Source organism: Sporolactobacillus sp. BBK16-2, assembly GCF_059878335.1.
Genome location: NZ_CM187611.1, coordinates 1,392,260 through 1,405,625, shown reverse-complemented (window position 1 = coordinate 1,405,625; position 13,366 = coordinate 1,392,260). Strand labels below are relative to the sequence as shown.

General features: G+C 42.5%; 12 protein-coding genes. 1 reads left to right on the top strand and 11 read right to left on the bottom strand.

Annotated elements, in window-relative coordinates; translation table 11 throughout:
* Positions 1 to 91 precede the first annotated feature (91 nt).
* From AC6F33_RS06980 to AC6F33_RS06935, 10 genes are all read right to left on the bottom strand, one after another.
* The gene (locus AC6F33_RS06980) at positions 92 to 1,462 is read right to left on the bottom strand and encodes a UDP-N-acetylmuramoyl-tripeptide--D-alanyl-D-alanine ligase (protein WP_255746143.1); all 1,371 of its coding nucleotides are present in this window, start codon (positions 1,460 to 1,462) and stop codon (positions 92 to 94) included.
* 42 nt (positions 1,463 to 1,504) lie between these two features.
* Positions 1,505 to 2,974 carry a UDP-N-acetylmuramoyl-L-alanyl-D-glutamate--2,6-diaminopimelate ligase gene (locus AC6F33_RS06975; protein ID WP_255746142.1) on the bottom strand — a complete coding sequence of 490 codons (1,470 nt, stop codon included), beginning with the start codon at positions 2,972 to 2,974 and terminating at the stop codon, positions 1,505 to 1,507.
* Between the two features lie 179 nt (positions 2,975 to 3,153).
* Entirely contained in the window at positions 3,154 to 5,094 is a 1,941-nt protein-coding gene (locus AC6F33_RS06970; RefSeq protein WP_255746141.1) for a stage V sporulation protein D, read from the bottom strand.
* Positions 5,095 to 5,168: 74 nt separating this feature from the next.
* The gene (locus AC6F33_RS06965; RefSeq protein WP_255746140.1) at positions 5,169 to 7,361 is read right to left on the bottom strand and encodes a penicillin-binding transpeptidase domain-containing protein; all 2,193 of its coding nucleotides are present in this window, start codon (positions 7,359 to 7,361) and stop codon (positions 5,169 to 5,171) included.
* A 14-nt stretch (positions 7,362 to 7,375) separates the two neighbouring features.
* Complete coding sequence (gene ftsL, locus AC6F33_RS06960) at positions 7,376 to 7,732, bottom strand: cell division protein FtsL (RefSeq protein ID WP_255746139.1); 357 nt, start codon at positions 7,730 to 7,732, stop codon at positions 7,376 to 7,378.
* Positions 7,729 to 8,685 carry a 16S rRNA (cytosine(1402)-N(4))-methyltransferase RsmH gene (rsmH, locus tag AC6F33_RS06955; RefSeq protein ID WP_255746138.1) on the bottom strand — a complete coding sequence of 319 codons (957 nt, stop codon included), beginning with the start codon at positions 8,683 to 8,685 and terminating at the stop codon, positions 7,729 to 7,731. Before rsmH ends, ftsL begins: the two co-directional genes overlap by 4 nt.
* Positions 8,686 to 8,730: 45 nt before the next feature.
* Positions 8,731 to 9,162 (bottom strand): division/cell wall cluster transcriptional repressor MraZ, encoded by a 432-nt coding sequence (gene mraZ / locus AC6F33_RS06950; protein ID WP_255746137.1) that lies wholly within the window; start codon positions 9,160 to 9,162, stop codon positions 8,731 to 8,733.
* Between the two features lie 186 nt (positions 9,163 to 9,348).
* Complete coding sequence (locus AC6F33_RS06945) at positions 9,349 to 9,918, bottom strand: hypothetical protein (protein ID WP_255746136.1); 570 nt, start codon at positions 9,916 to 9,918, stop codon at positions 9,349 to 9,351.
* Between the two features lie 164 nt (positions 9,919 to 10,082).
* The gene (rpmF, locus tag AC6F33_RS06940) at positions 10,083 to 10,256 is read right to left on the bottom strand and encodes a 50S ribosomal protein L32 (protein WP_010026240.1); all 174 of its coding nucleotides are present in this window, start codon (positions 10,254 to 10,256) and stop codon (positions 10,083 to 10,085) included.
* Between the two features lie 24 nt (positions 10,257 to 10,280).
* Entirely contained in the window at positions 10,281 to 10,796 is a 516-nt protein-coding gene (locus AC6F33_RS06935; RefSeq protein ID WP_500778008.1) for a YceD family protein, read from the bottom strand.
* A 151-nt stretch (positions 10,797 to 10,947) separates the two neighbouring features.
* On the opposite strand from AC6F33_RS06935, the gene AC6F33_RS06930 reads away from it, so the two are divergent.
* A complete protein-coding gene (locus AC6F33_RS06930; protein ID WP_500778007.1) occupies positions 10,948 to 12,225 on the top strand; it encodes a nucleotidyltransferase in 1,278 nt (425 codons plus the stop codon).
* A gap of 39 nt (positions 12,226 to 12,264) precedes the next feature.
* On the opposite strand, the gene AC6F33_RS06925 is transcribed toward AC6F33_RS06930, so the two are convergent.
* Positions 12,265 to 13,278 (bottom strand): SepM family pheromone-processing serine protease, encoded by a 1,014-nt coding sequence (locus AC6F33_RS06925; RefSeq protein WP_500778006.1) that lies wholly within the window; start codon positions 13,276 to 13,278, stop codon positions 12,265 to 12,267.
* Positions 13,279 to 13,366 lie beyond the last annotated feature (88 nt).

The window sequence follows — 13,366 nt, the reverse complement described above, 5'->3', positions numbered from 1 at the left end:
GAAATTGTTCTATGATGATGTTAATATTTCGCCTAGTCTTGCCCATCGGCAAGTTTTCTTTATCAGGTCATCAAATTAAATGATTCGATTTTTAAGCGTGCAAACCTGCTGATAACTCTTCAAGCTTAAGAAGCCTTGATGCCTTGAACAGCATCACCGTTTTGTCATCAAGCAACGATTCAAGGTAAGTTTGCGCCGCTGCTTTTGTTTCAAATGATTGCACATCTATTGCCTGATCTCCGCCAATTTCACGCAAACCGTCCGCAATCCAAGCTCCTTTTTCACCGATCGTCACAACATGGGTCAATGGAGCTGTCAAAAACTTAGCAATACTTTTGTGCTGATTTTCCTCATTTTTTCCAAGCTCATACATATCGCCAAGCACCGCCACTCTGCGTCTGAAACCGGGCAGTTTCTTCAGTGTTTCAAGAGAAGCTTTCATTGAGGACGGGCTGGCATTATAACAATCTTCAATTAGAGTCGACCCATTCAGCCCATCAACTTTTTGAAAACGTAGTTTTGTCAAATGTAGATGTTCTAATCCATTGCGGATGGTCTCAATATCTGCTCCCAAAATTCTGGCAGCAGCAAAGCTGAGAACTGCATTTTTCACATTATGTCTGCCAAGCACCGGGATTTTAAAGCAATCCTTCTGCCTATTCAGTGAAAAACGGCTTCCATTCACAGATTCAGAAATGTCCGTAATACACCAATTATTTTGAACGTCAAAACCGCAACGCACAATCTGATAAGCATATGTCTGAATGTTTGCAAGAAGCGGTTCGTCGCCGTCCAATATCAGAGTGCCTCGTTTTTTTAACCCATTGACAATTTCGAGTTTTGCTTTCGCAATTCCTTCTCTGCTTCCTAAATACTCAATATGTGATTCACCGATGTTGGTGATGATTGCAATATCCGGTTTTGCCATTTGACTTAGAAAGGTCAATTCACCAAAATGGTTCATTCCCATTTCAAGCACGAGAACTTGCGTATCTTCGGACATCGATAATATGGTCAGCGGAACACCGATATGATTATTTAAATTCCCCTGCGTTTTCACTGTTCTGAACATCTGAGAAAGAATGCTGTAGATCATATCTTTTGTTGTCGTTTTCCCATTCGATCCAGTGACAGCAATGATTTTCGGCCGAACTTGATTCAAATAACTTTTTGCCATACTTTGCAAAGAAGTTAATGTATCGCGAACAAAAAAAACAGGGAAATTTGCCGGCAATGCATCAGGCAGCGGTTCTCTCTCCATCCAAAGTGCAGCAACTGCCCCATTCGCTATTGCCTGACTTAAAAATTGGTGACCATTGAAGTTTGCACCTACCAAAGGAACAAAAAGGCCGCTTTCATTTGATTTGCGGCTGTCGGTCATGATGTTCAGTCGATCAATGTGTCCGGCATCACCGATTGACTGAATCGCCTGGCCTCTGACAATATCTACTCCAATACTCATCGATTACTCTCTCCTAATGTCATGCGAACACTTGATGTTCGATTATTTAATAGTATTACGTTCAAGAATTGCTGAGCGCGCTTCTTCACGATCGTCAAAATGATGTTTTGTCGTACCGATAATCTGATAATCTTCATGACCTTTACCTGCAATGAGTACGATGTCGCCGCTTTCGGCATGTTGCATCGCAAACTGTATTGCTTTGCGTCTGTCAATAATCTTCTTATAAGAACGTCCTTTCACACCGTTTTCCATTTCATCAAGTATAGCATCAGGGTCCTCAGTGCGCGGATTGTCTGACGTCAAAATGGCTAGATCGCTCTTGTCTACAGCAATTTTAGCCATGATCGGACGCTTTCCTCGCTCACGGTCTCCCCCACACCCAACAATGGCGATTACACGTTTTTTTGCGAATTCCCTGATTGTATCAAGAGCATTTTCCAGACTGTCCGGTGTGTGTGAATAGTCCACAATTACAGTGAATTTCTGACCGGCATCAACAGGTTCGAAGCGTCCGGAGACACCTTTTATTTGTTCGACTGTGTGAATCATTTCCATTATGTCGAGTCCGCTAACGGAACAAGCGGCCAGAGCCGCCAGGACGTTGTACACACTGAATTTACCGATTAATTTCATCGATACCGGATAAGACTTTCCTGCGGTCTCCAAAATAAAATCCGTGCCTGATGGTTTTATCTGAATCGATGTCGCACGGAAATCGGCGGCCTTATTAATACCATATGAAATGACATGGACAGCCGTCATATGTCTGTATACATCAGATACCGGATCGTCTACATTCAAGACCGCGGCTTTTTTTTGACCGCCGTAGCTGTTGCCAAGTTGTGAAAAGAGCAGGCTTTTTGCATACATGTAGTCCTTCATTGTTCCATGAAGGTCCAAATGGTCTTCTGTTAAATTGGTAAAAATACCGATGTTAAAATCACAACCGTGAACCCTTCCATCATAGAGTGCGTTCGATGACGTTTCCATGACAGCGGAGACAGCCCCTTGAGCTTTCATTTTAGCTAAATTTTTATGGACAAGGTGAACCTCAGGCGTTGTATTCTGTACCGGAATAAATTCATTTTTATAACGCATCCCCATCGTACCGATCAGACCGGTATTCATTCCCGCTGCCTCTTGAATTGATTGCACGAGATACGTGATCGTTGTCTTTCCATTTGTTCCTGTAACACCGATCATGTGCAGATGGTGACTCGGATGTCCGTAATAGTGATCAGCAACCATTGCCAAAGCTCTATGTGTATCACTCACATAAATTACAGGAATCGAAACATCAATACGATCCTGAGCAATGATGGCAGCTGCACCGCTTTTTTCTGCCTGGGCTGCAAAATGATGTCCATCGACATGATGACCCTTGATGCAAAAAAACAAGGATCCAGGCTTAACAAGCCGTGAATCGATAATGAGATCATTAATTTCTGGATTTCCCATTCCTTCTTGCTGAAAAAAAGCAAGCGCCGTCAGGCAATCCGCAAGTTTCATTGATTGACACGTCCCTCAACTTTATCTGAATCACATACATAACCCGCTGGTCTCTTCAAACATCAGATACCTGAGCGAGGCAAGGGGCAATCAAATATTTCCTGATCATCCCTCAGGACTTATGTATGCCCAAGAACCAGCTTAAAAACACAGCGGCTCCCTTGCGTCCATTGCTTATTTTAATCGTCTGCTTTCTTTTTGTCACCTAAGTATATCATTATTGTTGAACCTTGTTTGACCTTAACCCCAGCTTTCGGAGACTGCATGGTAACAACATCGCCGCTTCCTTCAGTCTTCAGCTTCAGATCAATTAAAGTGTTTCGTAAGTCATTTTTATCCATTCCTTTTAAATCCGGAATAGTAATCATCGGCTGGTCCGGCCAGCGAGCCTCTTTCTCTAATCCACCCGTTTGTTTTTTGACACCCATTGCGCTCAAACTGTCGCTGATAATACGTCCGGCAATCGGTGCGGAAACTGTACCGCCGAACTGGACTGTACCTTTAGGATTGTCAACCGCGACGTAAACGACGATTTTCGGATTATTGGCCGGTGCAAATCCCATAAACGATACAATGTAGTTATTACTCATATAGCGCCCCGTCTTTGGATCGACCTTCTGTGCCGTTCCGGTTTTCCCACCAATCCGATAGCCCTGAACATAGGCATTGCGTCCTGTACCTTGCGCCACGACACTTTCTAGAGTACTCCGAACTTCTTTTGATGTTGCTTCTGAAATAACACGCCTTTTCATCACAGGTTCGATCCGATTGATCGTTTTGCCCGTATCCGTATCAATCCATGCCTTTGCCAGTTGCGGTTGATAGAGATAACCGCCATTGACCGCTGCAGAAACTGCAGTGATTTGCTGAATCGGGGTTACCGATACACCTTGACCAAATGCCGTTGTAGCTGCTTCCAGCGGACCGATTTTATTTTTATTAAATAAGATACCTTTCGCTTCACCTTGAAGATCAATGCCCGTCTTCTCCCCGAAACCAAATTTATCAATATAGGAAAATAATTTATCCTTGCCGATCCGTTCCCCAAGTGCTACAAAACCAGGGTTGCATGAATTCTGCACGACTTGCAGAAATGTTTCAGATCCATGGCCTCCTCTTTTCCAGCAATGAAGCTTCGATCCGGCAACTTCGATCGCTCCTGAATCATAGAAATGATCCTTATTCAAATCAACCGCCTTTTCTTGAAGAGCAGCTGCAAGTGTGATGACCTTAAAGGTTGATCCTGGTTCATAGGTCTTCCAGATCGGCAAATTATGATTATACACTTCTGGTGAAACTTTTTTATAATTTTCAGGGTTAAAATCAGGTTTCGTTGACATGCCAAGAATTGCACCCGTGTTCGGGTCCATTGCAATCGCCATGGCGCTGTCAGGATTATAGGTAGCTACCGCATTATTTAATTCACGTTCAATAATTGACTGCACCCGAGAATCAATGGTCAGCTTCAGGCTTGAGCCACTGGTTGGCGGAACATATTTATCTTTCAGATCCGACATTCGATTGCCGTTCACATCAGAAAAGAAGTCAACATGGCCGTTTTTCCCTTTCAGTCCATCATTATAATATGACTCAAGTCCCGTCAACCCTTGATTATCAATACCTGCAAACCCAAGCACGTGAGACAAATAATTGCCTTTTGGATAATCACGCTTAAAATCTTCAGCGACAAATACACCGGGAAGGCCCAACGCTTTAACTTGTGCTGCCTTCTCATTCGAAATTTTTCTTCCTTCAGGTGTTATGCGCACGATTGATTCCACTTTCGAAATTTTTTCGTAAGCTTTTTTTTCGCTCATATTCAGAACAGATGCCAGTTTTTCCGCTGTCAACTTTTTATTTTTCACTTGTCGCGGTACGACAAGAACAGACGGGCTGCTCACATTTGTCGCCAGAACTTTTCCTCGGCTATCCAAAATACGGCCTCGTTCGGCCTCATAAGGAATCTCTCTGCTCCAAGATTTCAGTGCATAATTCATCAGCCATTTATTATGAAAAACTTGCAGATATGCCAGTCTGCCAATAAAAATCGCAAAGATTATGAGCCCTGCGGACAGGAAAAACAACAACCGCCTTCTAACGGTAACTTTCGACACACGCACGTTTAGCCCCTCCCATCGTTCCTTGTCCTACCCATATGAAGGGACAAGGCATAATAGAACGAGCTATTCGCGTATTATGGATTTTTTGTGTCAGGCGATGAATTACCTGTATTTGAATTTGTTTTTTCGGTTTTTTCTGCCTGCATGGTGATGATTAAATCACTGCCTGATTTAATCACTGCACCAGCCGCGATGCTTTGTCCTGTAACAAATCCTTCACCTTTAGCACTGAGTTTTAGATTCTCCATATCTGCCAGTTTCATCGTATCGGCAAGCGTCCAACCGGTAAGATCGGGCATTGTTTTTTGACCTTCTCCGGATAAAATGACCTTATTACCAGAGTAAAGCCGTTCCCCCGCATAAGGCAGCTGTTTTTGAATCGTTCCAGAACCTATCGAGATCGGAACAATTCCTTGACCTTTTAATTTTTCAACGGTTTCATTCATATCAGTACCTGTATAATCTCCAAACTTTTGTGATGGCAGCTGTAATTTTTCCTTAGATTCGCTTGCTTTTTTGTCAACTTGAAGATATTGGAGTGCACTTGTCATGACCGGACGCACGATATCGACCACAGGTTCCGCGCCAAGATCGGTAGCTTTGAGATGCGGCTGTTTGACTGCCACATACACAATTAATTTAGGATCTTTTTGCGGAGCCATCCCCAAAAATGAGTACACATAATTGTTTTTACCAACCATATATTGACCGTTTAGGGATATCTGTGCGGTTCCCGTTTTTCCAATCACATCATAACCTGGGAGGTCATAGGCAAGACCTGTTGCACTGTATCCGTTTACCACTTTTTTTTCAGTAACTACTTTACGCATGAGCGCACGCGTCTGTTCAGCAGCAGATGCAGAAATGGGATTGCCTGCCACAACAGGCTGATGCTTCAGAATCGTTTTTTTTGTTGCCGGGTTAACAATTTTATCAACGATATAAGGGCGCATCATCTTTCCATCATTTCCGATGGCCGTAGCCGCCTGAACAATTTGCATTGCCGTAAAGGCGGAGGCCTGACCGAATGAAGCTTCTAATTTATCAATCTTCCATTGCCAGTTGACAACACTTGAACGCTCTCCCGGAAGATCTATTCCCGTCTTATCCATTAACCCGAACTTTTTTAAATAATTTTTGAATCTGTCTACTCCTAGATACTTATCCGTGAGTACCGACATGCCAACATTTGAAGACAGTTCAAAGCCTTGGTCAAACGTAATCGTTCCCCAGCCCTGCCGTCTCCAATCATGAATTGTACCTCCGCTGGTTTTATAATCCCCGGATTGATAGGTGTCAGATCCCTTGTAAACACCTGCATCTATAGCAGACGCAACGGTAAATACTTTCATCACCGAACCTGGTTCATAGGGTTCAGAAATACTGGTATTGCTGAAATTCTTGATATCACGTTTATTGGGATTAAATGTCGGATATGAGGATATGGCAAGTATTTTCCCAGTTTTTGGATCGGCAGCGATCCCGATCATACTTTCCGGCGAATAGTCTTCATTCACTCTGGACATCGCTTGATCAAGCACCGTTTGAATTCGTGTGTTCAGCGTCAAATAGACATCTTTTCCCGGAGATGCCTTTTTAATCTTTTGTTTTTCATCCGGAATGGGTACTCCGGACAAACTGCGATAGTAGCGCACCGATCCGTCTTTTTCAGTGAGATACTTATCTAAAGACTGCTCGACACCAAATACTCCCTTTTGCTGATTGTTTTCTTGGTTTGTTTGTGTAAAACCTAAGGTATAAGCGGCACTCGACTGTTCAGGATAATAGCGTTTCGATTCGGTAAGATACCCGATTCCCGGTAAGTTTAGGCGATCAATCTGCTTCTTTTTAGCATAGCTCAGCATTTTGCCCTTCGAACCGAACTCCACTTGGTAAACGTTCCGATTGAGTTCCTTAAGGATATCAGACTCCTTCATTTCCAAAATAGGTGCTAAAGCGGCTGCAGTCTTTTTTTTGTCTTTCACATGATTATCACTTTTAGGACTAATGATTGCATAAAGTGTATAAGCGGGAACATCTTCCGCAAGAATCCGTCCGTTGTCAGAGTAGATCGTACCGCGCTTCTCATCGACAGTTTTATATTGAGACCATTGCTTTTCTCCAACTTTTAATAATTGATGATTATCAATTTCTTTACCTTGAGCAATAAACACGAAACGGCCGATAATGACAAAAAAAGCCAGCATAAAAAGACCGCCGACTATACCCGCCCAAAAACTTATTAATCTTCGTTTGCGTTGAAACATGGGAACAAACCACCTTAAGGAAGTACCTTTATATTTTGAATATCTAGTTTTAGGCCCAATTCCTTTTCTGCAAAACGGACAATTCGTTCAGGAGAACTTAAACGATCAGTCTCCGCCTTTAATTGCTGTGTCACTTTCGATTGGTCGTTTATCTTCGATTGTAGCGATGCAACATCCTGCGAGGCCATATAAAGCTTTGCTTGATTAGCAACAATACAGAGTGCCAGCAAAAAGGTGACCACACCTGCCATAATCCAAAGACCCTTCTCGCCTTTAGTTATCCGTCGCGTAATAACAATTTGTTCTTGCTGAGTTGTGTGCTCCACATACTCTTCTCTCTGTACCTTAAATGCTTGCTGACTCTGATTCATTGCTTCTCATCCTCCTTAATTTCCCTGACTTTTTCTGCAATCCTGAGTTTTGCTGATCGGGATCGATTATTTGCCGTTACTTCTTCTTCTGAAGGAACAACCGGTTTCCTACCTATTTTCTTTAGCACCGGTAAAAATGCTTCCGGTACGACTGGAAGCCCTGGAGGAAGTTCCGGCGGCTCGCTGTATTTTTTGAAAAACTGCTTGCACAGCTTATCTTCAAGTGATTGAAAAGTGATCACTGCGATCCGTCCGCCAATCGCCAACACACGAAGCGATTGCATTAATGCTTCGTCAAAGCTTCCAAGCTCGTCATTCACAGCAACACGAAGGGCTTGAAAAACTCGTTTTGCAGGATGCCCGCCTTTTCTTCTTGCAGGTGCCGGTATGGCATCCTTGATGATTTCTACCAGTTCATCCGTCGTTTCAATCGGCTTATTTTCGCGGTACTTCTCGATTTTTCTAGCGATCTGCCTTGAAAAACGCTCCTCACCATACATAAAAAAGATTCGTGCCAGACGATCAGTCGGCCATTCATTCACAATGGCGGCAGCTGTAAGTTGCTGCTGCTGGTCCATTCTCATGTCGAGCGGACCATTATGCTGATAGCTGAATCCTCGATCTGCATGATCGAATTGTGGAGAGGATACGCCTAGATCAAATAGTATTCCGTTTACCTGGAACACGCCGCGTTGCAGCAGTTCTTGTTCTAGATGCCTGAAATTTGATTTTATAAACGTTATTTTTCCAGAATATGCTTTCAATCGTTCTGATGCAGCGCTCAGCGCTTCATCATCTTGATCAAATGCATAGAGATGGCCTTTTTCCAACTGTGCAGCAATGACCTCGCTATGTCCGCCACCGCCGAGCGTACAGTCCACATAAATGCCATCAGGACTTAGATCAAGTCCTTTTATCGCTTCTTTCTTTAAAACCGTAACATGTTCAAACACTGACACCGACTCCTGTCACACAGAACAATTCATTTGGCACCGGGTTTACAGGTCCAAATCAAGCAAGCTCTCTGAGATGTCATTAAATGATTCTTCAGATTGTGCAAAATAACGTGTCCACATTTCCTGATCCCAAATTTCAAGTCGAGTGGAAACGCCGATGACCACACAATCCTTCATCAATTTCGCATAGTCTCGAAGACCGTTACTAATTGATACCCGCCCCTGCTTGTCCAATGCACATTCACTGGCTCCCGAAAAAAAGAACCGAGTAAATGCTCGAGCATCCTTTTTCGTAAAAGGAAGCGCCTTTAGTTTTTCTTCTATTCTGTGCCATTCGCTCATGGGATAAACAAAAAGGCATTGATCAAGGCCGCGAGTAATAACAAATGTGTCGCCAAGTTCATCGCGAAACTTCGAGGGAATGATGAGACGCCCTTTTATGTCTATGCTGTGATTAAATTCTCCCATAAACATCAGAGACGCCTCCTCTTTTGTTTTACTTTACCACAATCCCCCACTTTCCACCACATCATTTTCTAAATTCGCTCTTTTTAGTCCCCATCCCTTCTTAAATTTAGAAAAAATAATAACAGCACTCAATTTCACATCTATGGCTTAAAAAAAAGCGCCCAAATTGGGCGCTTTTCATACTTTTAATGTTCATTCATTCAATGCAGGTATTTCTTTTCTTGCTTCATCAACGGCTTTCAGCACATGAAGCAGTGACTCATAATTGCGTTTTACATTAGAATAATCTTTTTGCAGTTTTTGATAGGCTTCATCCAATAACTGATTCTCGATTTTCAAGTTTCTCAGCTGCTCATTCACCTGTTCCGAGTTATCCAAGGCGGCAGATTGCGTCTTTAATTGATTAAGGAAACAAATCACTTGATCAATATCCGTTTCAGCAGCCCTTTTACCTAGTGTTCGTGTATTCGGAACAGTTGCATGCTGTTCCGTTCCTGAATCGTCTGTTAAAATCAGTGTTTTTTTCTTTTCTTTCCTATTCTTTTTTCGTATTTCTTTTGCTTCTTTCAATGCCTGCTCATAAATTTTTCTGATTGCGGAATTCCATCGAAATCCACATGCCGCCGATGTGCGCGAGAGCAATCGGCCTGCCTCCGCAAAACCGGCCAGTTGCGTGCTCCCTTCTTTAATGTGCCGAAGAACAATTTCCGCGAGTTTCCCGTCTTCTGCATGTGTCCACGCATCTTGTCTTATGGATGGCATCTTCTTCCCTCTTTTCTCTCAAATCTGATTGGAACACAGTCCTTGTTTTAAACTTTATGCCGATGATAGGATCGATAGAATAAAACGCAAGGATTTCTCAACCATTTTGAGAGAAAAAATGCAAAAAAAAGAGAAGCTGCAAGCTCCTCTAAAAAAATGTTCAATTATTTCTCAACGACTTCTTCACCTTTGTATGAGCCACATGATGGGCACACCCGGTGAGCTAATTTATATTCACCACAGTTATCACATTTTACCATGCCTGGAACGGCAAGTTTGAAATGTGTACGCCGCTTATTTTTGCGAGTAGTTGACGTTCTTCTTTTCGGTACTGCCACGTTTGACACCTCCTCGGACAATAATTAATCGTCAAAAAACTTTTTCAGTTTTTCTAACCTTGGATCAATCTGCTGCTTCGACGTTTCCTCATTTACAAGTGTCCAGCCTTTTCCTGAGAGACGACTTGAATCACGAGCTTTTTCACTGACGACGCGCATTGGTTTCTCAACCAAAATCGCTTCAACAAGATAAGGGATCAAGTCAATTTGCTCATTCTCTACTTGATGAACGAATTCTCCCTCATCCTCATTTTCAGTTCCCGCCGACAGCAAAAATGTCTCTGCGGTATTGATCTGAAAGGGATAATCGACATCTTCCAAAGTAACGGCACATGGCAACACCATCTTGCCCGCCATCCGTAAATGAAAAGTCAGCGATCGTTTAGAAAATTCCACGACACCCTTAACATCAACAGGTAATATGCTTCGTATTTCAGGATCCGCGCGAAACAATTCCAGAGGTAATACAACTTCTTCGTGAAAACTCAGTCCCTCTTCCCTAAATTGCATCAGTTCAGGCACTGACCATGATAAAGACATACTGAACCACCTCTAGACAACAAATGTTATTATAAGCCCCGCATAACGGAATGTCAATCCGCTGCGCGGCCATTAAGTAAAGATTATCACATCAAGTGAATCGTTGGCAATTTCTCTTTCTAACGAAGAATATGATAAAATAAGGCCATTCATGATTTCAAAAGAAAAAGGAGTAGTCGTCATGATTATTGCCGGAATTATCGCTGAATATAACCCTTTTCATAACGGACATTTCTATCAGCTTGAAACATTGCAAAAGACAGTGCACCCTGATGTAGTCGTTGTCGTTATGAGTGGCGATTTTCTCCAACGCGGTGAACCGGCTATCGTATCAAAATGGACAAGAGCGCGGATGGCACTCGAAGCAGGTATTGACTTAGTAGTTGAGCTTCCCTATGTTTTTGCAGTTGGTAAAGCAGATGTATTTGCTCGTGGCGCTGTCACTATTCTTGATCGTCTTGGGGTCAACAGACTCTTCTTCAGCAGTGAATGCGGAAGAATCGAGCCCTTTTTCAACAGCCTCTCATTAATTAGCAATCATAAAACGGCTTATGAAGCACAATTAGCCGAATCAATGGCAAAAGGGATCAGCTATCCGAATGCTCACGCAGCTGCTTACCGTTTCATTGCTCAAGGTTATGGAAAAGAACTCGTTGATTTATCGCTACCAAATAACAGTCTCGGCTTTCAATATATCAAAGCACTCCAACAGCGCAACAGCACTATGAAACCAATAACGATCAAGCGCAAACAGGCAGAGCATAATGATCAAACCTTTGACGACGACGCAGTGATTGCTAGTGCCTCAAGCATCCGCCTGCACCTCATGACTGGGGGGCATGCCGATTCGATCTACACTAAACTGCCCGTGCACGTGGCGGAAGCCTTAATTGATGCCAAAAAGAAAAACGGCTATGCAAATTGGGAGCGCTTTTACCCTTTTTTAAAATACAAGCTTCTTTCCTTCAGCGGGAATCGACTGAAACTGATCTATGAAATGGAAGAGGGGATCGAGCATCGACTGCTTGAATGTATCCGGACAGCATCGACTTTCCATGAATTCATTTCGGCAGTAAAAACAAAACGGTATACATGGGCGAGACTGCAGCGCCTTGCCGTACATATTCTGACGGATACTTTGAAAGAAGAGGCCAAACCTCTTGCTCTTAACAGTGATCCGGATTCAACTCGTTTGCTGGGGATGAATGGCAGAGGCCAGGCCTATTTAGCTGATATTCGAAAAAGAGCATCCATTGATATTATTTCGAAAGTAAGAAATCATCGCTCGCTCATGCTTAACATCGACCTTAAAACCGCCCAAATCTATGATTATTTAATAAATATAGATCATAAACAAATGAAGTATACAGAAACGAGTCATCCACCCATTCGATATGATGAAATAAATAGACGATTTTTGAATGAGTAACTTTTCTCATTCAAAAATCGTCCTTTAGTTAGTGCACCTTCATCGTTTTAAATAGTTCACTGCGTCCTCAAATGATTTAACAGGTACAATTTTCATATTTGTGCCAATTTCCTTGGCCGTCTTTTTTGCTGTTTGATATTCATGATCAGCAACAGGAGCAAAAAAGATGTCCGCACCTGATTTGCTGGCACCAACCACCTTATCGGAAATTCCTCCGATCGGTCCAACATCTCCATTCATTTCAATTGTTCCTGTACCAGCAATGTCCCTGCCCTTTGCTAAGTTCTGCTTATCCAGCTGATCATAAATTTCAAGTGTCATCATGAGCCCTGCCGACGGTCCGCCTATATTCTTAATTGAAAACTTCACTTTTGGTTCAACATCCACCTTAACATGGTTGTCCTGATAAATGCCGATGCCCCACCCTCTTCCTGAACTTGTATAAGCTTTAGGAAAACGAGCAGCTTGAACAGTCACTTGTTTCACTTTGTTCTTTCGAACAAGTGTCAAAACAAATCGGTCCCCAATTTTTTTTTGTTTAATCAAACGATTCATATCTTCAGTAGTTGCGATCTTATGATTGTCCATCCCAATAATTAAATCACCTGTGTTCAATATTTTGCTGTTGGGCATTGATTTCATTACACCAAGTATTAAAACGCCCTCTTCCAAAAGCGTCGGTTTCTTGCCCGCAGCTTTATAAGCGACATACGCAGCCGATTGCTGCGCACTGCTCATATAGTTTTCCTGACGGAGGTTGTAATCCTGCTCATCTTCATTAGGCATTTTCACCTGATTTTCTTTTACCAAGGTTGTATATTTATTGCCGTCAAATTTCGCCCAGAGATACTGATAGACATTTGCCTGACCTAGATATATGTACACAAGTCTATAGTTTCCATCAATTTTTTTTGCACCTTTAACCTTGATCATTCCTGACATCGATTCAGCTTTGCCAGGACGCTGCACGTAATAGGGTGTTCGGTAAAAGTTCAATCCAATTAATAAGATCGCAATGATAATCACCAACCATTGAGTGACTTTTTTTCGCAAGTTTATCGCCCCCTACAATTGAAAAACACAACACTTCTGATTATATGTCATTGATGCTTATTTATTTCGAATTCCTGTTGGTCTATCT